This window comes from Burkholderia sp. MR1-5-21 (genome assembly GCF_053427715.1).
On the sequence record NZ_JBSAXD010000029.1, the window covers coordinates 41,974 to 68,856 of the forward strand.

21 protein-coding genes are annotated in these 26,883 nt (G+C 67.0%); 7 read left to right on the forward strand and 14 right to left on the reverse strand.

What is annotated here, in order from left to right; all coding sequences use genetic code 11:
• Nucleotides 1-29: 29 nt before the first annotated feature.
• The 6 genes from ACV229_RS30960 to ACV229_RS30985 form a co-directional block, all read right to left on the reverse strand.
• On the reverse strand, nucleotides 30-302 hold the full coding sequence (locus ACV229_RS30960; protein WP_448086894.1) for an FAD assembly factor SdhE: 273 nt from the start codon (nucleotides 300-302) through the stop codon (nucleotides 30-32).
• A gap of 1 nt (nucleotide 303) precedes the next feature.
• Nucleotides 304-1,005, reverse strand: coding sequence for a succinate dehydrogenase iron-sulfur subunit (locus tag ACV229_RS30965; RefSeq protein ID WP_448086895.1), 702 nt, complete (start codon nucleotides 1,003-1,005; stop codon nucleotides 304-306).
• 21 nt (nucleotides 1,006-1,026) lie between these two features.
• Nucleotides 1,027-2,802, reverse strand: a complete 1,776-nt coding sequence (gene sdhA, locus ACV229_RS30970) for a succinate dehydrogenase flavoprotein subunit (RefSeq protein WP_448086896.1) — start codon at nucleotides 2,800-2,802, stop codon at nucleotides 1,027-1,029.
• 3 nt (nucleotides 2,803-2,805) lie between these two features.
• The gene (gene sdhD / locus ACV229_RS30975) at nucleotides 2,806-3,174 is read right to left on the reverse strand and encodes a succinate dehydrogenase, hydrophobic membrane anchor protein (protein WP_448086897.1); all 369 of its coding nucleotides are present in this window, start codon (nucleotides 3,172-3,174) and stop codon (nucleotides 2,806-2,808) included.
• A 4-nt stretch (nucleotides 3,175-3,178) separates the two neighbouring features.
• Complete coding sequence (gene sdhC / locus ACV229_RS30980; RefSeq protein ID WP_448086898.1) at nucleotides 3,179-3,595, reverse strand: succinate dehydrogenase, cytochrome b556 subunit; 417 nt, start codon at nucleotides 3,593-3,595, stop codon at nucleotides 3,179-3,181.
• A gap of 178 nt (nucleotides 3,596-3,773) precedes the next feature.
• On the reverse strand, nucleotides 3,774-4,565 hold the full coding sequence (locus tag ACV229_RS30985; RefSeq protein WP_448086899.1) for a GntR family transcriptional regulator: 792 nt from the start codon (nucleotides 4,563-4,565) through the stop codon (nucleotides 3,774-3,776).
• A 297-nt stretch (nucleotides 4,566-4,862) separates the two neighbouring features.
• Here ACV229_RS30985 and ACV229_RS30990 point away from each other — a divergent pair, with 297 nt between their 5' ends.
• From ACV229_RS30990 to ACV229_RS31015, 6 genes are all read left to right on the forward strand, one after another.
• Complete coding sequence (locus tag ACV229_RS30990) at nucleotides 4,863-5,846, forward strand: malate dehydrogenase (RefSeq protein WP_059566007.1); 984 nt, start codon at nucleotides 4,863-4,865, stop codon at nucleotides 5,844-5,846.
• Between the two features lie 212 nt (nucleotides 5,847-6,058).
• Nucleotides 6,059-7,066 (forward strand): HpcH/HpaI aldolase/citrate lyase family protein, encoded by a 1,008-nt coding sequence (locus tag ACV229_RS30995; RefSeq protein WP_448086900.1) that lies wholly within the window; start codon nucleotides 6,059-6,061, stop codon nucleotides 7,064-7,066.
• A gap of 233 nt (nucleotides 7,067-7,299) precedes the next feature.
• Nucleotides 7,300-7,806, forward strand: a complete 507-nt coding sequence (locus tag ACV229_RS31000; protein WP_448086901.1) for a hypothetical protein — start codon at nucleotides 7,300-7,302, stop codon at nucleotides 7,804-7,806.
• A gap of 22 nt (nucleotides 7,807-7,828) precedes the next feature.
• Nucleotides 7,829-9,280: a bifunctional 2-methylcitrate dehydratase/aconitate hydratase gene (locus ACV229_RS31005; protein WP_448086902.1), complete on the forward strand. Its 1,452-nt coding sequence runs from the start codon at nucleotides 7,829-7,831 to the stop codon at nucleotides 9,278-9,280.
• Nucleotides 9,281-9,332: 52 nt separating this feature from the next.
• A complete protein-coding gene (gene acnA / locus ACV229_RS31010; RefSeq protein ID WP_448086903.1) occupies nucleotides 9,333-12,050 on the forward strand; it encodes an aconitate hydratase AcnA in 2,718 nt (905 codons plus the stop codon).
• 615 nt (nucleotides 12,051-12,665) lie between these two features.
• Nucleotides 12,666-14,399: a S53 family peptidase gene (locus tag ACV229_RS31015; RefSeq protein WP_448086904.1), complete on the forward strand. Its 1,734-nt coding sequence runs from the start codon at nucleotides 12,666-12,668 to the stop codon at nucleotides 14,397-14,399.
• A 199-nt stretch (nucleotides 14,400-14,598) separates the two neighbouring features.
• On the opposite strand, the gene ACV229_RS31020 is transcribed toward ACV229_RS31015, so the two are convergent.
• The 5 genes from ACV229_RS31020 to ACV229_RS31040 all read right to left on the reverse strand — a co-directional run bounded on the left by ACV229_RS31020 (nucleotide 14,599) and on the right by ACV229_RS31040 (nucleotide 20,625).
• Nucleotides 14,599-16,005, reverse strand: coding sequence for an MFS transporter (locus ACV229_RS31020; RefSeq protein WP_448086905.1), 1,407 nt, complete (start codon nucleotides 16,003-16,005; stop codon nucleotides 14,599-14,601).
• 144 nt (nucleotides 16,006-16,149) lie between these two features.
• The gene (locus ACV229_RS31025) at nucleotides 16,150-16,989 is read right to left on the reverse strand and encodes an ABC transporter permease (RefSeq protein WP_448086906.1); all 840 of its coding nucleotides are present in this window, start codon (nucleotides 16,987-16,989) and stop codon (nucleotides 16,150-16,152) included.
• 34 nt (nucleotides 16,990-17,023) lie between these two features.
• Complete coding sequence (locus tag ACV229_RS31030) at nucleotides 17,024-18,286, reverse strand: ABC transporter permease (protein ID WP_448086949.1); 1,263 nt, start codon at nucleotides 18,284-18,286, stop codon at nucleotides 17,024-17,026.
• Between the two features lie 108 nt (nucleotides 18,287-18,394).
• Nucleotides 18,395-19,441, reverse strand: a complete 1,047-nt coding sequence (locus ACV229_RS31035) for an ABC transporter substrate-binding protein (protein WP_448086907.1) — start codon at nucleotides 19,439-19,441, stop codon at nucleotides 18,395-18,397.
• Between the two features lie 71 nt (nucleotides 19,442-19,512).
• Nucleotides 19,513-20,625, reverse strand: coding sequence for an ABC transporter ATP-binding protein (locus tag ACV229_RS31040; RefSeq protein WP_448086908.1), 1,113 nt, complete (start codon nucleotides 20,623-20,625; stop codon nucleotides 19,513-19,515).
• Nucleotides 20,626-20,733: 108 nt separating this feature from the next.
• Here ACV229_RS31040 and pdxR point away from each other — a divergent pair, with 108 nt between their 5' ends.
• A complete protein-coding gene (pdxR, locus tag ACV229_RS31045) occupies nucleotides 20,734-22,263 on the forward strand; it encodes a MocR-like pyridoxine biosynthesis transcription factor PdxR (RefSeq protein WP_448086909.1) in 1,530 nt (509 codons plus the stop codon).
• Between the two features lie 91 nt (nucleotides 22,264-22,354).
• On the opposite strand, the gene ACV229_RS31050 is transcribed toward pdxR, so the two are convergent.
• From ACV229_RS31050 to ACV229_RS31060, 3 genes are all read right to left on the reverse strand, one after another.
• Nucleotides 22,355-23,398, reverse strand: a complete 1,044-nt coding sequence (locus ACV229_RS31050; protein ID WP_448086910.1) for a lipase secretion chaperone — start codon at nucleotides 23,396-23,398, stop codon at nucleotides 22,355-22,357.
• Nucleotides 23,399-23,401: 3 nt separating this feature from the next.
• Nucleotides 23,402-24,496 (reverse strand): alpha/beta fold hydrolase, encoded by a 1,095-nt coding sequence (locus tag ACV229_RS31055; RefSeq protein WP_448086911.1) that lies wholly within the window; start codon nucleotides 24,494-24,496, stop codon nucleotides 23,402-23,404.
• 234 nt (nucleotides 24,497-24,730) lie between these two features.
• Nucleotides 24,731-26,869, reverse strand: a complete 2,139-nt coding sequence (locus ACV229_RS31060) for a TonB-dependent copper receptor (RefSeq protein ID WP_448086912.1) — start codon at nucleotides 26,867-26,869, stop codon at nucleotides 24,731-24,733.
• Nucleotides 26,870-26,883 lie beyond the last annotated feature (14 nt).

Genomic DNA, 26,883 nt, shown 5'->3' on the forward strand with positions numbered 1-26,883 from the left:
AACGGGATTCGATAACGGGCGTAACGTGGTTACACGTTGCGCAGCATCTCCAGCAGCCGGTGTACTTCCGGGCTGTCAAGGTCGCCTTCTGGTTCCTTGCGCGCGAGGAGCAAGTCCATCAGGTCGTTGTCGCTCAGATCGAGCAGGCGCGTCATCGCACCTACGTCTGCATCGGTGAGGTCATGCTCGTATCGGCTGAAGAAACGATCGAAGATCAGATCGTTCTCCAGCAGACCCCGCCGCGCGCGCCAGCGGAGGCGCGCGCGGCGGTGCGGGTCGGATTGATGCGAGGTCTCGCTCATCTCAAACTGCACGGCGGACCATCAGTTCCTTGATCTTGCCGATCGCCTTCGTCGGGTTGAGGCCCTTCGGGCACACGTCGACGCAGTTCATGATCGTATGGCAACGGAACAGACGGTACGGATCTTCAAGGTTGTCGAGACGCTCGCCGGTCGCGGTGTCGCGGCTGTCCGCGATGAAGCGGTAAGCCTGCAGCAGGCCGGCCGGGCCGACGAACTTGTCCGGGTTCCACCAGAAGCTCGGGCACGACGTCGAGCAGCTCGCGCACAGAATGCACTCGTACACGCCGTCCAGCTCGTCGCGCTCCTGCGGCGACTGCAGACGCTCCTTCTCGGGCGGCGGCGCGTCGTTGATCAGGTACGGCTTGATCGAGTGGTACTGGTTGAAGAAGTGCGTCATGTCGACGATCAGGTCGCGCACGACGGGCAGGCCCGGCAGCGGGCGCAGCACGATCTTCTGCGGCAGCTCGTTCAGGTTCGTCAGGCAAGCGAGACCGTTCTTGCCGTTGATGTTCATCGCGTCCGAACCGCACACGCCTTCGCGGCACGAACGGCGGAACGACAGCGTCTCGTCCAGCGCCTTCAGCTTGACCAGTGCGTCCAGCAGCATGCGCTCGTGCTTGATCTCGAGCTCGTACGTCTGCATGCGCGGCGCTGCGTCCTTGTCCGGATCGTAGCGGTAAATTTCAAAAATGCGTTTTGCCATTTCAGATTCCTTTGACTCGGCTTAGAACGTACGCGCCTTCGGCGGCACGGACTCGACCGTCAGCGGTTTCATTTGGACGGGCTTGTAGTCGAGGCGGTCGCCTTCGCTGTACCACAGCGTGTGGCGCATCCAGTTCTCGTCGTCGCGGTGCTCGTAGTCGCTGTGCGCGTGCGCGCCACGGCTTTCCTTGCGGGCTTCCGCCGACACCATCGTCGCGCGTGCGACCTCGATCAGGTTCTCCAGCTCGAGCGCTTCGACGCGCGCGGTGTTGAACACCTTCGACTTGTCCTTCAGGTGGACGTTGGCAACCCGTTCCTTCAGGCCGGCCATCTGTTCGACGCCTTCCTTCAGCAGTGCCGACGTGCGGAACACGCCTGCGTGCTTCTGCATCGTCGCGCGGATGTCGTTCGCGATGTCCTGCGTGTATTCGCCCGACGACGACTTCTCGAGCTTGTTCAGGCGCTCGAGCGCGCGGTCGGCCGCATCGGCCGGCAGCGGCTTGTGGTCGCGCTGGTTCTTCACGTGCTCGACGATATGGTTGCCGGCTGCGCGGCCGAACACCACGAGGTCGAGCAGCGAGTTCGTGCCGAGGCGGTTCGCGCCGTGCACGGACACGCACGAGCATTCGCCCACTGCGTAGAAGCCGTTGATCGGCTCCTTGTGGTCGCGCGACGTGCCGACGACCTGACCGTGGATGTTGGTCGGGATGCCGCCCATCTGGTAGTGGATCGTCGGGACGACCGGGATCGGCTCCTTGATGCAGTCGACGTTCGCGAACTTCAGCGCGATTTCGCGGATCGACGGCAGACGCTTCATGATCGTCTCGGCGCCGATGTGCGACAGGTCGAGCAGCACGTGGTCCTTGTTCGGGCCAACGCCACGGCCTTCCTTGATTTCCTGGTCCATCGAGCGCGACACGAAGTCACGCGGCGCCAGATCCTTCAGCGTCGGCGCATAGCGCTCCATGAAGCGCTCGCCGTCCGAGTTGCGCAGGATGCCGCCTTCGCCGCGCACGCCTTCCGTGATCAGCACGCCCGCGCCGGCCACGCCGGTCGGGTGGAACTGCCAGAACTCCATGTCCTGCAGCGCGATGCCCGAGCGGGCCGCCATGCCGAGGCCGTCGCCGGTGTTGATGAACGCGTTGGTCGACGCTGCGAAGATCCGGCCTGCGCCGCCCGTCGCGAACAGCGTGGTCTTGCCTTCGAGGATGTAGACGTCGCCCGTTTCCATTTCGAGGGCCGTCACGCCGAGCACGTCGCCGTCCGCGTCGCGGATCAGGTCGAGCGCCATCCATTCGACGAAGAACTGCGTCTTCGCCGCGACGTTCTGCTGGTACAGCGTGTGCAGCAGCGCGTGACCGGTACGGTCGGCCGCCGCGCATGCCCGCTGGACCGGCTTCTCGCCGTAGTTCGCGGTGTGGCCGCCGAACGGACGCTGGTAGATCGTGCCGTCCGCGTTGCGGTCGAACGGCATGCCGAAGTGCTCGAGTTCGTACACGACGTTCGGCGCTTCACGGCACATGAACTCGATCGCGTCCTGGTCGCCGAGCCAGTCGGAGCCCTTGATCGTGTCGTAGAAGTGGAAGTGCCAGTTGTCTTCGCTCATGTTGCCGAGCGATGCGCCGATCCCGCCCTGTGCGGCGACCGTGTGCGAACGCGTCGGGAACACCTTCGACAGCACGCAGACCGACAGGCCGGCGCGCGACAGTTGCAGTGCCGCGCGCAAACCGGAGCCGCCCGCGCCGACGATCACCACGTCGAACCTGCGACGCGGGAGGGAAGTTTTGATTGCAGCCATTCTTTACACTCTCCAGAGAATCTGCGCGGCGTAGCCCGCACATGCGAGCAGCCAGACGATGGTCAGCGATTGCAGCAGCAGGCGCACACCGACGGGCTTCACGTAGTCCATCCAGATGTCGCGCACGCCGACCCATGCGTGGTAGAAGAGGGAGAGCAGCATCACGAAAGTCGCCAGCTTCATCCATTGCGCGGCGAAGATCGACGCCCAGCCTTCGTACGAGAAGTCGTGCGCGCCGAAGAACAGCGCGAGCAGGATGATCGTGTAGACGGCCATGATCGTGGCCGTGACGCGCTGCGCGAGCCAGTCGCGCAGGCCGTAGTGTGCGCCGACGACGAGGCGCTTCGAGCCGATTCGGTTGTTGGCTGCCATTATCTTAGAATGCTCCGAACAGTTTGAGGGCCATCGCGATCGTGAGGGCGATCGACACGACGAACACGATGACGGCCGTGTTCTTGCCGCTTTCCTTCGTGACCGCGTCGTGGTTGACGTCCATCACGAGGTGGCGGATGCCGGCGCAGAAGTGGTGGAAGAACGCCCAGGACAGCGCGAGGACGATCAGCTTGACGACGATGTTGGAGAGGAAGGCCTTGAAGACTTCGAAGCTGAGTTCGGACGTGAGACTCTGGTCGAAGAGGAACAGCAGGAACGGCAGGAACAGGAACAGCAGCGCGCCGCTGACTCGATGGAGGATCGACAAAATCGCCGCCAGCGGCATGCGATATTTCATCGTGATATCGCCGAATCCGATGTTCCGGTATTCCGGCCTCGGCTTCTTTACTGCGTCAGTCATGCTAGACCCCTACTTATGTTGTCACACTAATCCGCAATTTTAGCGCCTTTTTATATCGCGCTGCAGCGAAAACCTGCTTTGGATCGTTACGCAAACGCGAACAAAGGCGGCCCGAAACGTGCTTCGCGGACAGTGGGGAGCGCGAATGCACGAGACACGAACCGATGACCATTCATCGTCAGCTCAAGTCGTTCTGATAGTAATACCCGGTTGTGACATACCAGCCGCGGCGCACCTCGACAGGCCGGTCACCATATGTATAGGACACGCGCTCGACCGACAGCAATGGGAAACCCGCCGGCACATGCAGCTGGTCGGCCACCGCCGGCTCCGCCGCCACCGCGCGGATCTTCTCGGTCGCCCGGATCATGCGCGTGCCGAACTCCGCCTCGAACATCGCGTAGAGCGGCCCCTTGTACTCGCTGAGCCGCTCGAACGTCAGGCCGCGGAACATCGCGCCCGGCAGCCAGATCTCGTCCAGCACCGTCACCTCGCCCTCGAACTCGAGCAGCCGGCGCACCTGCACGACCGGATCCGACGGCTTCAGGTCGAGCTGGCGGGCGATCTCGGCCGGCGCCCGCAACCGCCGGCACTCGAGCAGGCGGCTCACGTGCGCATGCTCGGCGCCGTCGTCGGCAAGCAGGCGCAGGAAACGGAATTGCGCGCGATCTTCATTGTGCGTCGCAACAAACGTACCCTTCCCCTGCCGTCGCACCACGAGGTTCTCGGCGGCCAGCTCGTCGATCGCCTTGCGCACGGTGCCCTGGCTGACCTTGTAGCGGGCCGCGAGCTCCACCTCGCTCGGGATGATCTCGCCGGGCTTCCATTCACCCGATTCGAGACTCTGCGTGATCAATGCCTTGATCTGCTGGTATAAAGGGCTGAACGTCGGCGCAGCCTCGCTCGCGCCCGGCTGCCCTGGGCTGCCTGCGCCGGTCGGATTCGCGTTGTTCGCCTGGTTCGATGTCATGGCGCGCATTTCATCACAAACGCAGGTTTTCCGTCCACTCAAATTCCGCAAAACATCTGTCTTATATAAGACATATGATACTGTTTGACTTTGCGCAGCGCGGCTCCTACACTCCGGGGCGAGCAAGGGTTCGCGGATTGCCAAGCGCGTCCCCGGCTACGTGCCTCTGCCCGTCTCCAGGTCACCGCGCATGCAACCGCGACTCCTCCGCCCTGCTTCAAAGCAACGCTTCGCGTAACGCGCATAGAATGGCGTTTTCCCGAGCGTCCCACGCTTCACCCGTCCTGGAGAATTTCAATGGCTAAGCCCGCAAAGCGCGTTGCCGTCACCGGCGCCGCAGGTCAAATCGCTTACTCGCTGCTGTTCCGCATCGCGAACGGCGACCTGCTCGGCAAGGACCAGCCGGTCATCCTGCAACTGCTCGACCTCCCGCAAGCCCAAGCCGCCGTCAAAGGCGTCGTGATGGAACTCGACGATTGCGCGTTCCCGCTGCTCGCGGGCGTCGTGATCACCGACGACCCGAAGGTTGCGTTCAAGGACGCCGACGTCGCGCTGCTGGTCGGCGCCCGTCCGCGCTCGAAGGGCATGGAGCGCAAGGACCTGCTGTCGGCGAACGCCGAGATCTTCACGGTCCAGGGCGCTGCGCTGAACGAAGTCGCGAGCCGCGACGTGAAGGTGCTGGTCGTCGGCAACCCGGCCAACACGAACGCGTACATCGCGATGAAGTCGGCGCCGGACCTGCCGAAGAAGAACTTCACGGCCATGCTGCGCCTCGACCACAACCGCGCGCTGTCGCAACTCGCGGCGAAGTCGGGCAAGCCGGTCGCATCGATCGAGAAGCTCGCGGTGTGGGGCAACCACTCGCCGACGATGTACCCCGACTTCCGCTTCGCGACCGCCGAAGGCGAATCGCTGCTGAAGCTGATCAACGACGACGTCTGGAACCGCGACACGTTCATCCCGACCGTCGGCAAGCGCGGCGCGGCGATCATCGAAGCGCGCGGCCTGTCGTCGGCAGCATCGGCAGCGAACGCGGCGATCGACCACGTGCGTGACTGGGTGCTCGGCACGAACGGCAAGTGGGTCACGATGGGCATTCCGTCGGACGGTTCGTACGGCATCCCCGAAGACATCATCTACGGCGTGCCGGTCGTGTGCGAAAACGGCGAATACAAGCGTATCGAAGGCCTCGAGATCGACGCGTTCTCGCGCGAGAAGATGGACGGTACGCTGGCCGAGCTGCTCGAAGAGCGCGACGGCGTTGCGCACCTGCTGAAGTAACGCACCCGGCCGGGCTGCCCGCGGGCAGCCGGGCTGCAACCCGGCGCAATACGGGCCGGCGGCCATCCGCCGCCGCTCCGTGTTGCCCGGCGTTGCCCCCGATCCGATCCGGATTCGTTTTTCCGCCCGCGCGCGCCGTGCACCGCGCCGGCCCAGAACGCACCCGAATCCGATCTACTCCACGTTGGCCCGCTTCCTGGACGCATAAGAAGATGTCCGCGCTCACCCCTGCAGAAGTGTTGTACGACGGTGCGTCTCCGCCCGCGATCCTGCCATGCTGCGACCACTACGCGGGCAGCGAGAAGCTGATGCGCAAGTCGCTTGCGCTGCAGGCCGAACTGGGCCCCGTGTTCGATATCACGCTCGACTGCGAGGACGGCGCCGCCGTCGGCCAGGAAGCCGCGCACGCGGAACTGGTCGCCGCGGCGCTCGGCAGCGCCGAGAACCGCTTCGGGCGGGTCGGCGCGCGAATCCACGACTTCTCCCACCCGCACTGGCGCGACGACGTGCGCATCATCCTGCGCGCAGCGCGCCCGCCTGCGTACCTCACGCTGCCGAAGATCGCGAACGCCGCCGACGCGGCCGAGATGTGCGCGTTCATCGAAGGCACCCGCCGCGAGCTCGGCATTGCGCGGCCGATTCCGGTCGACGTGCTGGTCGAGACGCACGGCGCGCTCGCGCAGGCAGCCGCCCTCGCCGCGCTGCCGCTCGTCGGCACGCTGAGCTTCGGCCTGATGGATTTCGTTTCCGCGCACCACGGCGCGATCCCCGATTCGGCGATGCGCTCGCCGGGCCAGTTCGAGCACCCGCTGGTGCGGCGCGCGAAGCTCGAGATCGCCGCGGCCTGCCACGCGCACGGCAAGACGCCGTCGCACAACGTGACGACCGAGGTGCGCGACATGAGCGTCGTCGCGAACGACGCGCGCCGCGCGCGCGACGAGTTCGCATTCACGCGGATGTGGAGCATCCATCCGGCGCAGATCCGGCCGATCGTCGACGCATTCGCGCCGCGCACCGACGAGGTCGCGCTCGCGGCCGAGATCCTGCTGGCCGCGCAAGCCGCCGACTGGGGGCCGACGCGCCACGGCGACACGCTGCACGACCGCGCGAGCTACCGCTATTACTGGTCGGTGCTGCGCCGCGCACGGGCGACCGGCCAGCCGCTGCCCGCCGAAGCGGCGCCGCTGTTCGGCCCCGCCGCCGCGGGAGACACGCCGTGAACGAGCGCCGCCGGCCGGCCGAAACAGTCTTTTACACCTCGACCGGCACGCGGACCGCTCGTTCGCGTACGAAACGACAAAAAACGTAACGGAGCCTGAAAACCTGAAATATGCGCGGCCAAATAGGCGAAAATAGCGGCCGCTGCGCGCTTCCGGGGCGCGTGCAGTTTCAACCCGGCCGGCAGCCTTGGCTGCCGGCCTTTGCTAACTGATTTTCGAAAGGTTCTGACTCCATGAAGAAACTCCTGATCGCTACCGCCATCGGCGCCTTGTCCGCCACGATGCTGGTGTCGGCTCCGAGCGCGTTCGCCCAGGAAGCGGGCACGACCGCGAAGAATGCAACGGCCAAGCGCCCGGCACCGCGCAAGCACCTGATCCCGCGCAGCAAGAAGGCGCAAGCGCGCGCAGCAGCGAAGGTCGATCCGGTACCGGAAGGCTCGGTCAAGTGGGCGTGCAAGGACGGCCTGTCGTTCAACCTCGCCGGTGACATGAAGCGTGACCAGGTCGTCACGGTCCACTGGGCGCAGAAGAACTACAAGCTGCCGCGCCAGCAGACGACCACCGGCGCGGACACGTTCTACGACCCGGCAGCGGGCTTCAAGCTGATCGTGATCCCGTCCAAGGCGATGCTGTTCAGCGACGCGAACGGCGGCGAGCGCCTCGCGGACGAGTGCGTGACGCCGGAAATGGCGCAAGGCACGCCGGCGCCGACGCAATCGAACGAGCTGAAGAACAACTAAGCCCGTTCACCCAGGCGCCTCGATGTCCGCCCCGATCTCCAACGTCCGCCCTGCTCCGGATACGGTACTGGTCGATATCGTCGACTACGTGCTGAACGCCGGAATCGACAGCGCGCTCGCGCTGGAGACTGCGCGTCATTGTCTGATCGACACGCTCGGATGCGGACTCGAGGCGCTGTCCTACCCGGCCTGCACCAAGCTCCTGGGGCCTGTCGTGCCCGGCACGATCGTGCCGAACGGCGCGAAGGTGCCCGGCACGTCGTTCCAGCTCGATCCGGTCCAGGCCGCGTTCGACATCGGCGCGATGATCCGCTGGCTGGATTTCAACGACACCTGGCTCGCCGCCGAATGGGGGCATCCGTCCGACAATCTCGGCGGGATCCTGGCGACGGCCGACTGGCTGTCGCGTACCGCCGTTGCCGCCGGGCGCGCGCCGCTCGCGATGCGCGACGTGCTGACCGCGATGATCAAGGCCCACGAGATCCAGGGCTGCATCGCGCTCGAGAATTCATTCAACCAGGTCGGGCTCGACCACGTGCTGCTCGTCAAGGTCGCGTCGACCGCCGTCGTCGGCCAGCTGCTCGGGCTCACGCGCGACGAGCTGGTCAACGCGGTGTCGAACGCGTTCGTCGACGGCCACGCGCTGCGCACGTACCGCCACGCGCCGAACACGGGTTCGCGCAAGTCGTGGGCGGCCGGCGATGCGACGTCGCGCGCGGTACGCCTCGCGCTGATCGCGAAGACGGGCGAAATGGGCTATCCGTCCGCGCTCACCGCGAAGACCTGGGGCTTCTACGACGTGCTGTTCGACGGGCAGCCGTTCCGCTTCCAGCGTCCGTACGGCACATACGTGATGGAGAACGTGCTGTTCAAGATCGCGTTCCCCGCGGAATTCCACGCGCAGACCGCGGCCGAGGCCGCGATGCAGCTGCACGCGCAGCTCGCCGCCGCGGGGAAATCGTCCGACGACATCAGCCGGATCACGATCCGCACGCAAGCGGCGGCGATCCGCATCATCGACAAGCAGGGGCCGCTCGCCAACCCGGCCGACCGCGACCACTGCATCCAGTACATGGTCGCCGTGCCGCTGCTGTTCGGCCGGCTGACGGCGGCCGACTACGAGGACACGGTCGCGGCAGACCCGCGCATCGACGCGTTGCGCGCGAAGACGGTCTGCGTCGAGGACCCGCAGTTCACGAAGGATTACCACGATCCCGACAAGCGATCGATCGCAAATGCGCTGACGATTGAGTTTGCAGACGGATCGAAGCTTGCCGAAGTGGCGGTCGAGTATCCGATCGGCCACCAGCGACGCCGCGCCGACGGCATCCCGCTCCTGATCGAGAAGTTCAGGACCAACCTCGCCCGCCGCTTCCCGGCAAAGCAGCAACAAGCGATTCTCGACGTGTCGCTGGACCAGGCAAAGCTCGAAGCGATGCCGGTCAATGAGTACGTCGACTTGTATGTGATATAGCCGTCAGATACAGGACTCTTTGTTTCCTAGACTTGAACCCAGGAAAATCACCATGGCCCACAATCTCCACAAGACCCTCAAGGAATTCGACAGCGGTTCCGGCAAAGGCAAGTTCTACTCGCTGCCGCACCTCGGCAAGGAACTGAAGACGAAGATCGAGCGCCTGCCGGTGTCGATCCGTATCGTGCTCGAGTCCGTACTGCGCAACTACGACGGCAAGAAGATCACCGAGGAACACATCGAGCAGCTCGCGAACTGGACGCCGACGGGCAAGCGCGTCGACGAAATCCCGTTCGTCGTGTCGCGCGTGGTGCTGCAGGACTTCACGGGCGTGCCGCTGCTCGCCGACATCGCGGCCATGCGCGGCGTCGCGAAGCGCGCGGGCAAGAACCCGAAGAAGATCGAGCCGCTGGTGCCGGTCGATCTCGTCGTCGACCACTCGGTCCAGATCGACTACTTCCGCCAGAAGGATGCGCTCGACCTGAACATGAAGCTGGAATTCCAGCGCAACAACGAGCGCTACCAGTTCATGAAGTGGGGCATGCAGGCGTTCGACACGTTCAAGGTCGTGCCGCCGGGCGTCGGCATCGTCCACCAGGTGAACCTCGAGTACCTCGCACGCGGCGTCCACAAGAAGAAGGATGCGGACGGCACGGTCTACTACCCGGACACCCTCGTCGGCACGGACAGCCACACGACGATGATCAACGGCATCGGCGTGGTCGGCTGGGGCGTGGGCGGCATCGAGGCGGAAGCCGGCATGCTCGGCCAGCCCGTGTACTTCCTGACGCCTGACGTCGTCGGCGTCGAGCTGAAGGGCCAGCTGCGCGAAGGCGTGACGGCCACCGACCTGGTGCTGACCATCACCGAAATGCTGCGCAAGGAAAAGGTCGTCGGCAAGTTCGTCGAGTTCTTCGGTGAAGGCACGAAGACGCTCGCGCTGCCGGACCGCGCGACGATCGCGAACATGGCGCCGGAATACGGCGCGACGATGGGCTTCTTCCCGGTCGACGAAAAGACGATCGACTACTTCAAGGGCACGGGCCGCACGAAGGCGGAAATCGCCGCGTTCGAGAACTACTTCAAGGCGCAGGACCTGTTCGGCATCCCGAAGGCCGGCGACATCGACTACACGAAGACGCTGACGCTGGACCTGGCAACGGTTGCGCCGTCGCTGGCAGGCCCGAAGCGCCCGCAGGACCGCATCGAGATCGGCAACGTCAAGTCGACGTTCACCGACCTGTTCTCGAAGCCGGTCGCGGAAAACGGCTTCGCGAAGAAGGCGGACGACCTGAACGCCCAGTACCAGACGAGCAACGGCGTCGACGTGAAGAACGGCGACGTGCTGATCGCCGCGATCACGTCGTGCACGAACACGTCGAACCCGAGCGTGCTGCTGGCCGCCGGCCTGCTCGCGAAGAAGGCCGTCGAAGCCGGCCTGACCGTCGCGCCGCACATCAAGACGTCGCTCGCCCCGGGATCGCGCATCGTCACCGAATACCTGACGAAGACGGACCTGCTGAAGTACCTCGCGAAGCTCGGCTTCGAAGTCGCTGCCTACGGCTGCACGACCTGCATCGGCAACGCGGGCGACCTGACGCCGGAACTGAACGAAGCGATCGTCAAGAACGACATCGTCGCGGCGGCCGTGCTGTCGGGCAACCGTAACTTCGAAGCGCGCATCCACCCGAACATCCGCGCGAACTTCCTGGCCTCGCCGCCGCTGGTCGTCGCGTACGCGATCGCCGGCAACATCACGCGCGACCTGATGACCGAGCCGGTCGGCAAGGGCAAGGGCGGCAAGGACATCTACCTCGGCGACATCTGGCCGACGAGCGAAGAAATCCACGCGCTGCTCAAGTACGCGCTCGATCCGAAGAAGTTCGAGGACAACTACGCGAAGCTGACGAAGAAGGGCGACCTCTGGAGCAAGATCGAGGGCGAATCGGGCCAGGTCTACGACTGGCCGAAGTCGACGTACATCGCGGAGCCGCCGTTCTTCGGCACGGACTTCTCGATGGAACCGGCCGACCAGATCGTCACGGTCAAGGGCGCGCGCGCGCTCGGCATCTTCGGCGATTCCGTCACGACCGACCACATCAGCCCGGCAGGCTCGATCAAGGAAGACTCGCCGGCAGGCAAGTGGCTGAAGGAGAACGGCGTGCAGAAGGCCGACTTCAACAGCTACGGCTCGCGCCGCGGCAACCATGACGTGATGATGCGCGGCACGTTCGCGAACGTCCGGATCAAGAACCTGATGATCCCGGCGAAGGAAGACGGCACGCGCGTCGAAGGCGGCCTGACGATCCACCAGCCGAGCGGCGAACAGCTGTCGATCTACGACGCAGCGATGAAGTACATCGACGCCGACACGCCGACCGTCGTGTTCGCAGGCGAAGAGTACGGCACCGGCTCGTCGCGCGACTGGGCCGCGAAGGGCACGCAGCTGCTTGGCGTGAAGGCCGTGATCGCACGCAGCTTCGAGCGGATCCACCGTTCGAACCTGGTCGGCATGGGCGTCCTGCCGCTGCAGTTCAAGGGCTCGGACAGCATCCAGTCGCTCGGCATCACCGGCGACGAGACGTTCGACATCGAAGGCCTCGGCGACGACTTCAAGCCGCAGCAGGATGTCACGCTCGTGATCAACCGCAAGGACGGCGAAACGAAGCGCGTGCAGGTGCTGCTGCGCATCGATACGCCGATCGAAGTCGACTACTACAAGCACGGTGGTATCCTGCCGTTCGTGCTGCGCTCGCTGCTCGCAGCGTAAGCGTCCTGCTTTTGCAGGTGCCGCATGCCGCTTCGGCGGTTGCGGCCGATTTGGAAGCCCGGCCTCGTGTCGGGCTTTTTTTTCGGCCGTGCGGCCGCTAGAGCAATCACTCTAATCCGCATGCCGCACGCGACGACGGAAAGCCGGCCGAAAGACTGTGTTCCACAGTTCGGAACATCCGGGTATCAACTGCCCCTTTTTTTCATCCGCCGGCCCGGATGCAGGGCCTGATCGGAACAGCACCCGCCCTTCGTTGACCACATAGTGCGATTCGGCGCGCGCCCGAGACCGCCGAACACGTTCATCGGCGTCATCCCACGCATGCCGTCTCCGCGACGATTTCCACGCAACGGTGAACAATGCGCACGCCCGGGCCGCGGGCGTGCACAGCAGCGATACGTTCGACGCCGCGCGAACCGGTTCCTCTCGTCGCGTCGCACGGGAGAAGCGTCGCCTGCATCCAGGCGCGCCTGCGCATGCGCCGTTGTCAGAACTGACAGCTATGGAAACTGGCAGCTACCTGAAACGCACCGCCGTCCCTACGCTCGTCTGCGCTCGCGGCCCCACAAGGGCCGGGGGTTCCAACAACGTCGTCTCTCCTCAAAAGGACTCCCGATGAAACGGAACGCCTGGTTTGCGCTTCCCCTTCCGTCACCCCGCCGCCTCGCCTGCGCGTGGCCGCTCGTGCTCGCCGCCGGCACGGCGCACGCGGCGACGGATTGGGTCGATACCCATACGAAGGCCTTTCTGACCGGCCCGCAGCTGATGGCGCGCAGTGCGGCGCCGTCGCTCGAACTGGCAGCAGGCGAGACGACCGACGTCGTCGTCAGCCTGAAACTGCGCAACGCCGCGCAGCTCAAGCAGCTCGCACGCGACGTGAACCGCCGCGGCAGCGCGCAGTACCGCAAGTTCCTGACGCACGCGCAATTCCTCGCCAACTACGCGCCGACCGAAGCGCAGGTCAAGTCCGTCGTCGACTATCTGCGCAAGAGCGGCTTCGTCGACATCGAGGTCGCGCCGAACCGGCTGCTCGTGTCCGCACGCGGCACGGCCGGCACGGTCAAGACCGCGTTCAACACGTCGCTCGTGCACTTCGATTACGCGGGCCGCTCGGGCTTCGCGAACGCGTCCACCGCGCAGGTGCCGCGTGCGCTCGGCGACGTCGTCGGCTCGGTGCTGGGGCTGCAGAACGTCGCGCGCGCGCATCCGCTCCTGCGCGTCGGCGAGGTCGCGAAGCCGAGGACGCTCGCCACGGGCACCGCGACCGGCCACTATCCGAAGGAATTCCCGGGCCTCTACAACGCGACCGGCGTGCCGACCGCGGCCGGCGTGACGGTCGGCATCATGACGATCGGCGGCGTCGCGCAGACGCTGCAGGACCTGAAGACGTTCACGTCGAGCAACGGCTACGGCGCGGTGTCGACGCAAACCGTCCAGACCAACGGTTCCGGCGGCAACTACACCGACGACCAGAACGGCCAGGGCGAATGGGATCTCGACAGCCAGTCGATCGTCGGCGCGGCGGGCGGCCAGGTCGGCAAGCTCGTGTTCTACATGGCGGACCTGAACGCGTCGGGCAACACGGGGCTCACGCAGGCGTTCAACCGCGCGGTGTCGGACAACGTCGCGAAGGTGATCAACGTGTCGCTCGGCTGGTGCGAGACCGACGCGAGCGCCGACGGCACGCTCGACGCCGAGGAGCAGATCTTCACGACGGCGGCCGCGCAGGGCCAGACGTTCTCGGTATCGTCGGGCGACGAAGGCGTGTACGAGTGCAACAACCGCGGCTATCCGGACGGCGCGAACTACACGGTGTCGTGGCCGGCATCGTCGCCGCACGTGCTCGCGATCGGCGGCACGACGCTCTACACGACGTCCGCGGGCGCGTTCTCGAACGAAACCGTGTGGAACGAAGGGCTCGACAGCAGCGGCAAGCTGTGGGCGACGGGCGGCGGCGTCAGCACGATCACGCCGGCGCCGTCGTGGCAGTCGGGCAGCAACCGCCAGCTGCCGGACGTCGCGTTCGATGCTGCCCAGAGCACCGGCGCGTACATCTACAACTACGGCCAGCTGCAGCAGATCGGCGGCACGAGCCTCGCGGCGCCGCTCTTCACGGGCTTCTGGGCGCGGATCCTGGCCTCGAACGGCACGGCCCTCGGCTTCCCGGCGGGCAACTTCTACGCGGACATTCCGGCGAATCCGTCGCTCGTGCGCTATGACGTCGTGTCGGGCAACAACGGCTACCAGGGCTATGGCTACAACGCCGGCGCGGGCTGGGACTACACGACGGGCTTCGGCAGCCTGAACATCGCGAACCTCAACCAGCTGATCAAGTCCGGCGGGTTCTGAGCGACGTGTGCGGGCCGGCGCGCGGCGGTCGTCTGCCGCGCGCCGGCTTTTGCATTTTTGGCGTCGTCGATTCCGCGCCTTCGCAGCTTCACGCCTTCACGCTTTCACGCTTTCACGCCTTCACGCCTTCACGCCTTCACGCTTTCGAGCATCCAACGATTCGCCGGCACACCCGGCCGAAAACCCGGACACGCATCCCCTACTTCACCGCCCGCTCCGACGCGACCGCCACGCCGGCCCGATGCGACGGCGCGAACAGCCGCAGCCCGCTCGCGATGCTCGCGGCGCCCGCGAACCCCGCGCCGAGCATCAGCGCCAGCGTCGGCCCGTGGTGGCCCGCGATCCCGAACGACAGCGCGACGAGCGCCGCGCCGGTTGCCTGCCCGATCAGCCGCGCGGTCGCGATGATCCCGCTCGCGCCGCCGCTGCGCTCGGGCGGCGCGCTCGACATCAGCGCCTTCAGGTTCGGCGACTGGAAGAAGCCGAAGCCCGCGCCGCACAGCATCATCCGCCAACCGATATCGAGCACGTGCGGCGCCGACGGCAGCGCGGCGAGCGACACCATGCCCGCGCTCAGCAGCGCGAGCCCGATCCCGCCGAGCAGCCCGGGCGGATAGCGGTCCGACAGCCGGCCCGCGAGCGGCGCCGCGAGCGCGACGACAGCCGACCACGGCGTCATCAGGAAGCCCGTCTCGACCGCGCTGCGGTGCAGGACGGTCTCGAAATAGAACGGCAGCGACACGAACGCGAGCCCCTGCGCGGCGAACGCACAGACGGCCGTCAGCGCGGACAGCGTGAACACGGGCCGGCGAAACAGGTCGACCGGCAGCATCGGCGCCGGATGCCCGGCCTGGCGGCGCACCAGCAGCCAGCCGAAGCCGAGTGCGACCGCCGCGGCGGCCAGCACGACATGCAGCGGTCCGCGCTGCGCGAACTCGCCGAGCGCGAAGATCAGCGCCGCGAACGTGACGACATTGAACAGCGCGGCGACCGGATCGAATGCGTGGCGACCGCGCGCCGTCTGCGGCAGCGACGGAATCGCGACCGCGAGCGCGCACACCCCGAGCGGCACGTTCACCGCGAACAGCCACGGCCACGCGGCGACCGACAGGATCAGCGACGCGATCGTCGGCCCCACCGCGAACGACACGCCGACGACGAGCGCGTTGAACCCGACGCCGCGCCCGAGCCGATGCGCCGGATACAGGCTGCGGATCAGCGCGACGTTCACGCTCATGATCGCGCTCGCGCCGAAGCCCTGCACGATCCGCGCGGCCGTGAGCAGCGGCAGCGTCGACGCGAGCGAGCAACCGAGCGACGCGAGCGTGAAGACCGCGAGACCCGCGATGTACACGCGCTTGTGGCCGACGATGTCGCCGAGCGCTGCGAATGGCAGCAGCGTCGCGACCATCGCGAGCTGGTACGCATTGATGATCCACACGGATGCGGCCGGCGCCGCATGCAGGTCGGCGGCGATCGCGGGCAGCGCGGTGTTTGCGATCGCGGTGTCGAGCGTTGCAAGCGCAACGGCCAGCAGCACGGCGGCCATCGCGCGCCAGTTGAGGGCCGGCTCGGCGGCGCCGGCTGCAGGGGCGATTTCGGACAAGATGGGACTCGACTGACAGGCGGCGCGCCAGCGCCGCGGATTGAGCGGCGCGGCGGCGTGCGTTCCATGGAGCGCAACCGAGACGCGCGCCGCCGCGTCCCGTATTGTTGCAGAGCCGCATCGAACGTGCAGGCAGCTGCCTCGTCAGGTCACCGCGCGCCGCGCATTGCGGCCGCGCAGCCATTCGAGCGCGAGCAGCAGGCTCGTCGAGAAGATGATCAGGATCGTCGCGAGCGCTGCGATCGTCGGGCTGATGTTCTCGCGGATCCCGGTGAACATCTGGCGCGGCAGCGTCGTCTGGTTGGCGCCCGCGAGGAACAGCGTGACCACCACTTCGTCGAACGACGTCGCGAACGCGAACAGCGCCCCCGACATCACGCCCGGCGCGATCACCGGCAGCGTCACGCGGAAGAACGTCGTGACCGGGTTCGCGCCGAGCGACAGGCTCGCGCGCACGAGGTTGTGGTTGAAGCCCTGCAGCGTCGCCGCGACCGTCGTGACGACGAATGGCACGCCGAGCGCGGCGTGGGCGGCGATCAGCCCCGTATAGGTGTTCGCGAGACCGAGCGGCGCGAAGAACAGGTACATGCCGACACCGACCACGACCACCGGCACGATCATCGGCGACAGCAGCACGGCCATCAGCAGCCCCTTGAAGCGGAAGTCGGCTTTGGTCAGACCGATCGCGGCGAGCGTGCCGAGCACGGTCGCGACGACGGTCGCCGACGGCGCGACGATGAAGCTGTTCTTCGCGGCCATCCGCCACTCGTCGGACGCGATCAGGTTCTCGTACCAGCGCATCGAGAAGCCCGGGATCGGATAGACGAGGAACGTGCTCGACGAGAACGACAGCGGCACGATCGCGAGCACCGGCAGGATCAGGTACAGCAGCGTCAGCACGACGAGCACGCGCAGCGCGACGTACCACGCGCGTTCGGCGAACGACATGTGCGGCGCGAACAGCGGCCTGGCGAGCAGTTTCATGGTCGAATTCCCTTCCGTTTCCGTTGTTGCGCGCTCAGCCGAGGCTCACGTTCGAGCGGGTGAAGCGGCCGTACACCGCATACAGCACGAGCGTCGCCGCGAGCAGCAGCCCGCCGAGCGCACACGCCATGCCCCAGTTGATCGTCACGTTCGTGAAGTACGCGACGTAGTAGCTGACCATCTGGTCGTTCGGCCCGCCGAGCAGCGCCGGCGTGATGTAGTAGCCGATCGCGAGGATGAACACGAGCAGCGCGCCCGCGCCGACGCCCGGATAGGTCTGCGGCACGTACACGCGCCAGAACGCAGCGAACGGATGGCTGCCGAGCGACACGGCCGCGCGCTGGTAGGTCGGCGGAATCGCCTTCATCACGCTGTAGAGCGGCAGGATCATGAACGGCAGCAGGATGTGCGTCATCGAGATGTACACGCCGACGCGGTTGAACAGCAGCGCGAGCGGCTGCGAGATCAATCCGCTGCCGATCAGCGCCTTGTTGACGAGCCCCTCGCTCTGCAGCAGCACGATCCACGCAGCCACGCGCACCAGCACCGACGTCCAGAACGGAATCAGCACGAGGATCATCACGAGGTTCGCGCGCCGTTCCGACAGCGTCGAGATCCAGTACGCGAGCGGATAGCCGAGCAGCAGCGCGAACAGCGTCACCGCGAAGCCGATCACGAGCGTACGGCCGAAGATCGCGATATAGATCGACTGGTCCGGATCGGCCTGCACGATATGGCCGAAGCCGTCCTGCTTGTGGTCGAGCGCGGCGAGCAGGTAGAACGGCGAATAACGACTGCCGTTCTTCGCGATCGCCTGCCAGTACGCGGCGTCGCCCCAGCGCGAATCGAGATCGACGAGCTTCTCGCGCGTCTGCGCGGGCGTGAGCGCCGCGTCGTTGTCGCCCTTCAGCGGCATCGCGCGCGCAGTCTTCGCGACGAGCGAGCGGTAGCCGGGGATCTCCGTGTTCAGGCGCCGCGCAAGCGCGCCCATCGCCTCGCTGTCGGCGACCTGCGTCATGTCGGCGGCGAGCGCCACGTACGCCGCGTCGGCGGGCGCCGCCTTGCGATCCCAGCCGGACAGCGCGGCGACCGTCTTCGGCAATGCGGTCGCGATTTCCGGGTTCTGCACCGCGCGCGTCAGCAGCGTGCCGATCGGCACGACGAAGATCAGCAGCAGGAACACCGCAAGCGGCGCGACCAGCAGCAGCGCCATTGCGCGCTTTTTGGCTTCGGCGGCCTTCAGTTCGCGTTTCAGCGCGGCAGTCGACGGTGTCGACGAAGAGGAAGCGATCGTCATCGTATTCAACGGTTCTCTCCGGCCGGACCGGGAATCCGGCGGCGTGCCGCGCGAAGCGCCGCGATGCGTGCGCATCGCGCGGCCGGTTGCGTCAGGACTTCGACGCGCTTACTTCGATGCCCACGCCGAGAAGCGCTGCTCGAGCTCGTCGCTGTGGTCGGTCCAGAAGCCGATGTCCTGCAGCACCGCGTTCTTGCCGTTGCTCGGCGAGTTCGGCAGGTTCGCGAGCGTCTTCGCGTCGAGCGCCTTGATCGCCGCGACGTTCGCCGGGCCGTACGCGATGTTGTGCGCGTATTCCTGCTGCGGCTTCGACGTCAGCGTGTACGCGATGTACTGCTCGGCCAGCGCCTTGTTCGGCGTACCCTTCGGAATCGCCCAGTAGTCCAGGTCGTAGATGCTGCCGTTCCAGACCACCTTCAGGTTCTTGCCTTCCTTCTGCGCGGCGCTGATGCGGCCGTTGTACGCGGTCGACATCACGACGTCGCCGGCGACGAGGAACTGCGGCGGCTGCGCGCCCGCTTCCCACCACTGGATGTTCGGCTTCAGTTCGTCGAGCTTCTTGAACGCACGGTCCTGGCCGGCCTTCGTCGCGAGCACCTTGTAGACGTCCTTCGGCGCGACGCCGTCGGCCATCAGCGCGAATTCGAGGTTGTAGCGCGCGCCCTTGCGCATCCCGCGCTTGCCGGGGAATTTCTTCACGTCCCAGAAGTCGGCCCAGCTCGCCGGCGCGCTCTTCAGCTTGTCCGCGTTGTACGCGAGCGCGGTCGACCACACGAAGAAGCCGACGCCGCAGGTCTGCGGCGATTCCGGAATCAGGTCCGACTTCTTCGCGATCTTCGCCCAGTCGAGCTTCTCGTACAGCCCTTCGTCGCAGCCGCGGTTCAGGTCGCCCGATTCGACTTCGACCACGTCCCAGTTGACGTGCTTCGCCTCGACCATCGCCTTCACCTTCGCCTGCTCGCCGTTGTATTCGACGGCAGTGACCTTGTTGCCGGTCGATTTCTCGAACGGCTGGTTGAACGCGACCTTCTGTGCGTCGCCGTTCGCGCCGCCGAAGTTGACGACAGTGATCTCGGCCGCCGACGCGGATGCGCCGAACACCGCCAGCGCCAGTGCGAACGCCGTGCGGCGCGCCGTGAAGCTTGCTCGATTCATGATGGTTCCTCTCGTGGTGGAAGTGAGCCGTTCTTGTGGACGACGTGCTGCGGAAAAGCGTGAAGCGATGGTCATGCGAATACGCGCAGATGCTCGGGCGCGAACGCGAGGCCGACCGGTGCGCCGGGCGAGAACGCGTCGAGCGCGCCGGTGCCGAGCGGCACCTTGACGAAGCACTCGTCCTGCCCCGGCACCGCGCAGCGCATGCGCACGTGATCGCCGAAATAGATGAGACTGCGGGCCTCGCCGGCCAGCAGGTTCGCGGCCGCGCCGTTCGCGTGGCCGTTGCCGCTGCCGTTGTGCTGCGTGAGACTCATGCGCTCGGGACGGATGCACGCGACCGCGGGTGCGCCCGCTTCCGCGTTGCCGATGTTGCGGCCGACGAGTTTCGTGCCGTCGCCGAGATGGAATTCGCAGAACTCGCCGTCGACGCGCGCGACAGTGCCGCGCAGCCGGTTGCTGTCGCCGATGAAGTTCGCGACGAATTCGTTGCACGGCGATTCGTACAGCCGGTCGACGGTATCGAGCTGCTGCACGATGCCCTTGTCGAACACGGCGACGCGGTCCGACATCGTCAGCGCCTCGCCCTGGTCGTGCGTCACGTAGACGAAGGTCACGCCGAGCTTCTCGTGCAGCGCCTTCAGTTCGTACTGCATGTGCTCGCGCAACTGCTTGTCGAGCGCGCCGAGCGGCTCGTCCATCAGCACGAGCTTCGGCTCGAACACGAGCGCGCGGGCGAGCGCGATCCGCTGCTGCTGGCCGCCCGACAGCTGCGCCGGGTAGCGCTTCGCGAAGCGCTCCATTTGCACCATCTTCAGTGCATGGGCGACGCGCTCCGCGCGCTCGCCGGCCGGCAGCTTGCGCACCGTCAGCGGATACGCGACGTTCTGCTCGACGGTCAGGTGCGGGAACAGCGCATAGTTCTGGAACACCATGCCGATGTTCCGCTTGTGCGGCGGCACGTTGTTCAGCAGCTCGCCGTCGAGGCGGATCTCGCCGCCCGTCGGGAACTCGAAGCCCGCCAGCATCATCAGGCAGGTCGTCTTGCCGGAGCCCGACGGCCCGAGCAACGTCAGGAATTCCCCGCGGTGGATGTCGAGGTCGAGCGATTTGACGACGAGCGTTTCGCCGTCGTAGGTCTTCCGCACACCGCGGAAGCTGACGATCACTTCATCGGTCTTCATCGAGGCTGTCCCCTTGCCACGCGACAAGCATTGTTGAGATGCGAAGCACTATACGGCGAGCACGGTTCTATACTAGGGAACCATTTCAATATTCCAAGTAGAACCACTTTGGATACCGTGATCCTCGCCGACTGGCTCTCCGCCCGTCTCGACCGCGGCTCGCCGGAGCCGATGTACCGCCAGCTGCTGCAGCAGATGCAGCAGGCAATCCTGACCGGGGAATTGGGGCCAGGCACCAAGCTGCCCAGCTCGCGCACGCTTGCCGCCGACCTGTCGATTGCCCGCAATACCGTGCTGCACGTCTACGACCAGCTCACCGCCGAAGGGTACGTGCTGACGACGACGGGCAGCGGCACCTATGTCGCCGATACGCGCCCGGATGCCGCGGCGATGCTGGCGCCAGGCGGCGCGCCGCCGGCCCCGGCCGCCGGCGATGCGGCGGCGCAGCAGGACGACGCGCAGGGCGGCCTGTCGATGCGCGGCCGGCAACTGATCGAGCACGCGGGCGTATCGCGGCGCCAGTGGGGGGCGTTCATGCCGGGTGTGCCGGACGTGTCGGAATTTCCGAGCCGCCAGTGGAGCCGCCTGCAGGCGCGGCTGTGGAAGGAAGCGAACCCCGAGCTGCTGACGTATGCGCCGGGCGGCGGCTACCGGCCGCTGCGGCGCGCGCTCGCCGACTACCTGCGCGTCGCGCGCTCGGTGAAGTGTTCGCCGGACCAGGTGATCATCACGACGGGCATCCACCAGTCGATCGATCTCGCGGTGCGCCTGCTGTCCGACATCGGCGACCGCGCTTGGGTCGAAGAGCCGTGCTACTGGGGCGTGCGCAGCGTGCTGCAGGCAGCCGGGCTGACGCTCGCGCCGGTGCCCGTCGACCAGGAAGGGCTCGACCCGCGCGCGTGCGACCTGCAGCATCCGCCGCGTCTCGTGCTCGTCACGCCGTCGCACCAGTATCCGCTCGGGATGGTGATGAGCCTCGCGCGGCGGCGCATGCTGCTCGAATACGCACGCCAGCACCGCTGCTGGATCATCGAGGACGACTACGACAGCGAGTTCCGCTACGGCAGCCGGCCGCTCGCGTCGCTGCAGGGGCTCGACGACGGCGGGCGCGTGATCTACGTCGGCAGCCTCGGCAAGATGCTGTTCCCGGGCTTGCGGATGGGCTACATGGTCGTGCCCGAGCATCTCGTCGACACGTTCCGCACCGGATTGTCCGAGCTGTATCGCGAAGGCCAGCTGATGCAGCAGGCCGTGCTGGCCGAATTCATCATGGACGGCCACCTGACCTCGCACGTGCGGCGGATGCGCACGCTGTACGGCGAGCGGCGGCAACTGCTGATCGATGCGATTCACGCACGCTTCGGCGACGCGCTGCCGGTGATGGGCGACGAAGCGGGCCTGCATCTCGTGCTCGGCCTGCCCGAATCGTGCGACGACCGCGCGGTCACGCAGAGCGCGTTCGACGCCGGCGTGATCGTGCGGCCGCTGACGAGCTACTACAGCAGCGCGGCGACTGCACGCTCGGGGCTGCTGCTCGGCTATGCGTGCGTCCCGCACGAAGGCATCGGCCCCGCGTTCGACACGCTCGCGACGACGATCGAACAGCACCTGCCGGCACGCGTGTCGCGCGCGGCGTGAGCCCGCCCGCCGTGCACGCCGTGCACGCCGTGCACGCCGTGCACGCAGCGCACGCAGCGCACGCAGCGCACGCAGCGCACGCCGGCGCAGTTTATTGCGGCTGCACGGCCGCGGCGCCGCGATCGAGCGACGCCGCGCGCAACGCGTCGCCCGGCTTCGTGAAGAAGCGCTGCCGCAGCGCCGCCACCTGCGCGTCGCGATCCTGCGGCGACAACCCCGCCGCATCAATCTGCGCGCGCTGCGCCGCATAGTCCGCGTAGCGGCTCTGCCACGCCGCGTCGTCCTGCTGCATGCGCGCGACGCGCTCGGCGACCTGCGGGCCGAGCGACTGCGTCAGTTGCGCACGCATCGCGTCCGGCGACGTGCCCGCCTGCTGCAGTTGCGCGATCTGCGCGATCGCGGCCTGCTGCTGCGCGATGCGCTGCCGCTCGGCGCGCTCGCCCGCCGGCAGCTGCTGGTCGAGCGCCGCGAGCCGCTCGGCCTTCTGCGCGTCCGTCAAACTGCGGTCCTGCGTGATCTTCAGCCGCGCGAGATCGTAGCGCTGTCGCCATTGTTCGTCGCCGAAGAACGGTTCGCTCCAGTCGCCGAGCGTCCGGTACGCGATCGACGCACGCTGGTCGAGCGCAAGCTGCAGCGCGCCGAGGTCGAGCTTGTTCGGCACGCCGCCAGCATCCGGCAATGCCGCGAGCGCCGCGAGATACGCGCGGTAGCGGTGCCACACGTCGAGCGCTTCCGCCTGCGCGACCGTGCCGTCGAGTTGCGCGGCGATCTCGCGCGCGACCAGCGCGTCGAGCGCGGCCGCGCCGAGGTCGCTCTGCGCGCTCAGGCAGTAGTCGAAGAAATCGCGCACCGCGCGCACTTTCGCGAGATGGCCGGCCGGATCGAGCGGCAGTCGCGGCGCGCTCGACCCGGCGAGCGACGCCGGCAGGCTCGCGCCGTCCGGCGCGGCCGCCGCCTGTAGCGCGGCGCTCGGGCCGCCGGCAGACGCCGCGCCGCCGGAGCCGTGCTCGGCACGCGAGCCGTGATGCATGGCAGCGCCCTGCCACCACGCAACGCCGGCCGCCGCGACGACACCCATGACCGCATACACTGCGACGCGCCGCGCGAGCGGCGCGCGTCCTTCACGTGCAGTCATCGATTACACGCCCGCGAGTTTCAGCCGGTTCGCATGCGTGCGGATCACCGCGACCGGGTCCTCCGCATACGCGCCGCGCACGCCGAGCAGCTGGTTGATCTCGTCGAGGTGGTTCCACTTGTAGCTCGTGCTCAGCACCTGCCCGAACAGCGCGCTGCATTTCGACACGAGCCCGTCGTTCTGGCCCGAGCCGCGATTGATCATCACCGTGCCGGTGCCGTATAGCGCGAGAGTCGACGGATCGAGCGCGTTCGCGGGATCGACGAGCGGGATCGTGCTCGTATCCTGCGCGCCCGTGACGCCGAACACGGATAGCGTCGGCTGGATCGCGGTGCCGGCCCACGAGTACAGCAGATGCGTGCTGCCGCCGACCGTCTCCGTCGCCGCGCCGGTCTGGCACGAGCCCGGCGCGCCGAGCCCCGCGCTCGGATAGTTCTGGTTGAAGGTCGCGGTCTGCGACGTGGTCAGCGTCTTCAGCGCGGCGAGCGCGTCCTGGTTGGTGTTGTTCGTGCTGCTCGTCAGGATGCCGAACACATTGGCGAACGCCGCGATCACCGACGACGACAGCCCGGTCGGATCATAGGCGAGCACGCCCTGCACGAAATCGGCGAACTCCGAGCCGCGATGCGGCGTGCCGATCGTCGTCACCGAGGCGACGAGCTCCGGCGCGACGGCGGCCACATAGCGCGACGTCAGTCCGCCCTGGCTGTGGCCGATCAGGTTGACCTTGCTCGCGCCCGTCGCGGCCAGCACCTGCTTCACGTACGCGAGCAGCTGTTCGCCGCGGCCGTTCGGGCCGTCATCGCTCTGGAATCCCGACAGGTTCGCGACATAGACGTTCGCGCCGCGCTGCTGCAGGTCCTCCTGGATGCCGTACCAGTACTCGAGCACGCCCGCGTACTTGTCGGTGCCCGTCAGCCCGTGCACGAGAATGATCGGATAGCGCGTCGTCGCATAATCGTCGGTCGGCGCGGTCGCTGCCGCCGCCGCGCGCGTCGTCGCGGCCGTCATCACCGCGGTCAGCCCGGCAAACGGTGCTGCGCTCATCGCGCAGGCCACTGCCCCTGCCACCACCCTGGATCGCATCGATCTGGCCATGCATGTTCTCCTGTTTTTTGTGCTGCTGGTGCGAGAGAGATCGTGTCGGCGCAGCGGGCGCCGTCATCTGCGCCCGTGCGTCGAATGCGGGAGTGAAGCACGACGGGCGAATGTTTGCGCCCCCTTTAGATACGGTTCTCTAATCGATTGACGCGGGCGGCGCGAATCGGCGGGGTACCGTTAGCGGCCGCGCATGCTGCACTGCACACGCAGCATGCGCGGCCTGCGCGGCACTTACATCTTCGCGCTGACCCGCACCCACGCGGTGCGCCCCGGCTCGGTCACCGGCGTGTTGGCCGAGTAGCCGAAGCCCGCGTTGCCTGCGAGGTTCAGGTGCTCCGCATAGGCCTTGTCGAGCACGTTGTCGATGCCGACCGACAGTTGCACGGTCTTGCTGAGGTTGTATTGCGCATGCAGCGACAGCACGCCGAAGCCGGCGCTCGGACCGAAGTCCTTGCCGACCACGTTGCCCTCGTTCAGCGCATAGCGATGCTGCGGCGCAACGACCCGCCACAGCCCGCCGGCCGACCATGCGCCGCGCGTGTACTCGAGCCCGAAGCGCGCCTCGAGCGGCGGCATCTGCGGCAGCGGATCGCCGGTCGCCACGTTGCGCCCCCACGCATACGCGAGCGACGTCTCGACGCGCAGCGGCGCGACCGGCCGCCATGCGACGCCCGCCTCGCCGCCCATGATCTGCGCATTGACGTTGGTCGCCTGCGTCGTCTGGCCCATCATGCCGGTCGAGTAGTTGAACAGGATGAAGTCCTGCACGTAGCCCGCGTACGCGGAGACCCACGCGTCGAGCTTCTCGCTCCGGTATTGCGCGCCGACATCGAGCTGCGTGGTCTTCTCGGGCTGAATGGCCGAGAACGCGTTGATCGCCCCCGCCGGCCCGCGCTTCGCGGAAAACAGTTCCCAGTAGTCGGGGAAGCGCTCCGCATGGCCGATCCCCGCATACCACGTGACCGGCAGCGCCGCGAGATCGCGTTCGTAACGGACGAAGCCGCTCGGCAGCACCCGCGCACGATCGTCGTCGAACGTCGGGTTCGGCTTGCTCATCATGCCGCCCGTCATCGCCCGCTTGTCGCGCGCGCTCGCATAGTCGACGCGCGCGCCGCCGATCACGCGCGCCGCGTCGCTCGCATACCACGTCAGCTCGCCGAATGCGCCCGTATTCCACATCGTCGCCTGCGCGTTCCACGGCTGGTCCGCATAATTCTGCCGGCCCATCGCCGAGCGCGAATCGAGCCGGTTCGACTGCGCATCGACGCCCGCGACGAGCTTGAACGCGTCGCCGAAACGGAACGTCGCCGCGGCCCGCGCGCCGAGCGTCCGCCGGCGTACTTCCGACGCCATGCGCATCGGCATGCTGCTCGTCGGGTCGGGCTGCCGCAGCGTGTAGTTGTCCATCACGTGATCGGCTTCGTTGTAGTACACGCGCGCCTCGACGCGGTCGAGCACGTCACCGATATGCCGCTTGTCGAACGACAGGCCGAACGTGTCGCGGCGAAAATGCACGCCGTCCATCCCGCGGCCCGCGTAGCGCGCATAGCCGTCGCCGGTGCCGGCCGTCAGCTCGACGCGCATGTGATCGTCGGGCGTCCAGCCGAGCGCCGCGTCGGCGTTCCACTTGTCCCACTGCGACGGCACCGTGCGGCCATTGCCGTCCTCGTAGTCCTGCGCGTGCGCATGATTCGCGGTCACGCGGCCGTAGACGTCCGGCGTGCCGGCCGTCACGTCGACGTTCTGGTCGTTGCGGCCGAACGACCCGCCGACCAGGCTGCCTTCGAAGCGCATGCCGGGCTTGCCGAAGCGCGGCGTGATGCGCTCGAACAGCACCGTGCCCGCCGACGCGCCGGGGCCGTACAGCACCGTCTGCGGCCCCTTCACGACGGTGACCTTGTCATAGCTTTCCGGCGCGATGTACGACGTCGGCGCATCCATCCGGCCCGGACATGCGCCCTGTGTCGACATGCCGTTCGCGAGGATGTTCAGCCGCGAGCCGAACATCCCGCGCAGCACCGGATCGCCGTTCGTGCCGCCGCTGCGGATCGACGCGAAACCGGGAATGGTCTTCAGGTAATCGGCGCCGTCACTGGCGGGCAGCGGCTGGCGCGGTGTCTTCGGGTCGGTGACGACGACGAGCGGCGTCGTCAGCGGCGACGCGACGACCTCGACCGGCGGCAGCATCGGGGCCGCGTCGCCCTGCGCGGCCGCGTCAGTGTCGGTCGCGCGCGCGGCCGCGGTCGCGGCACACGCCGCGGTCATTGCGCCGGCAGCCAGCGCCGGCACCGTGAGTTTCAACATCCGCGGCACACGCCGCGAACCGGCATTGCGCGACGCCGGGTGCGCGCGCAATTGAAAGATGATCATGATCGAAAGCCCGA

Excerpts from the sequence above, each read along its gene's own strand:
- sdhD (WP_448086897.1), bottom strand. The coding sequence starts at position 3,174 with ATGGCAGCCAACAACCGAATCGGCTCGAAGCGCCTCGTCGTCGGCGCA.
- ACV229_RS30965 (WP_448086895.1), bottom strand. The coding sequence starts at position 1,005 with ATGGCAAAACGCATTTTTGAAATTTACCGCTACGATCCGGACAAGGAC.
- ACV229_RS31040 (WP_448086908.1), bottom strand. The coding sequence starts at position 20,625 with ATGAAGACCGATGAAGTGATCGTCAGCTTCCGCGGTGTGCGGAAGACC.
- ACV229_RS30995 (WP_448086900.1), top strand. The coding sequence starts at position 6,059 with ATGTCCGCGCTCACCCCTGCAGAAGTGTTGTACGACGGTGCGTCTCCG.
- ACV229_RS31015 (WP_448086904.1), top strand. The coding sequence starts at position 12,666 with ATGAAACGGAACGCCTGGTTTGCGCTTCCCCTTCCGTCACCCCGCCGC.
- sdhC (WP_448086898.1), bottom strand. The coding sequence starts at position 3,595 with ATGACTGACGCAGTAAAGAAGCCGAGGCCGGAATACCGGAACATCGGA.
- ACV229_RS31025 (WP_448086906.1), bottom strand. The coding sequence starts at position 16,989 with ATGAAACTGCTCGCCAGGCCGCTGTTCGCGCCGCACATGTCGTTCGCC.
- ACV229_RS31005 (WP_448086902.1), top strand. The coding sequence starts at position 7,829 with ATGTCCGCCCCGATCTCCAACGTCCGCCCTGCTCCGGATACGGTACTG.
- ACV229_RS31035 (WP_448086907.1), bottom strand. The coding sequence starts at position 19,441 with ATGAATCGAGCAAGCTTCACGGCGCGCCGCACGGCGTTCGCACTGGCG.
- ACV229_RS30990 (WP_059566007.1), top strand. The coding sequence starts at position 4,863 with ATGGCTAAGCCCGCAAAGCGCGTTGCCGTCACCGGCGCCGCAGGTCAA.
- ACV229_RS31055 (WP_448086911.1), bottom strand. The coding sequence starts at position 24,496 with ATGGCCAGATCGATGCGATCCAGGGTGGTGGCAGGGGCAGTGGCCTGC.
- ACV229_RS31050 (WP_448086910.1), bottom strand. The coding sequence starts at position 23,398 with ATGACTGCACGTGAAGGACGCGCGCCGCTCGCGCGGCGCGTCGCAGTG.
- ACV229_RS31060 (WP_448086912.1), bottom strand. The coding sequence starts at position 26,869 with ATGATCATCTTTCAATTGCGCGCGCACCCGGCGTCGCGCAATGCCGGT.
- acnA (WP_448086903.1), top strand. The coding sequence starts at position 9,333 with ATGGCCCACAATCTCCACAAGACCCTCAAGGAATTCGACAGCGGTTCC.
- ACV229_RS30985 (WP_448086899.1), bottom strand. The coding sequence starts at position 4,565 with ATGACATCGAACCAGGCGAACAACGCGAATCCGACCGGCGCAGGCAGC.
- sdhA (WP_448086896.1), bottom strand. The coding sequence starts at position 2,802 with ATGGCTGCAATCAAAACTTCCCTCCCGCGTCGCAGGTTCGACGTGGTG.
- ACV229_RS30960 (WP_448086894.1), bottom strand. The coding sequence starts at position 302 with ATGAGCGAGACCTCGCATCAATCCGACCCGCACCGCCGCGCGCGCCTC.
- ACV229_RS31000 (WP_448086901.1), top strand. The coding sequence starts at position 7,300 with ATGAAGAAACTCCTGATCGCTACCGCCATCGGCGCCTTGTCCGCCACG.
- ACV229_RS31030 (WP_448086949.1), bottom strand. The coding sequence starts at position 18,286 with ATGACGATCGCTTCCTCTTCGTCGACACCGTCGACTGCCGCGCTGAAA.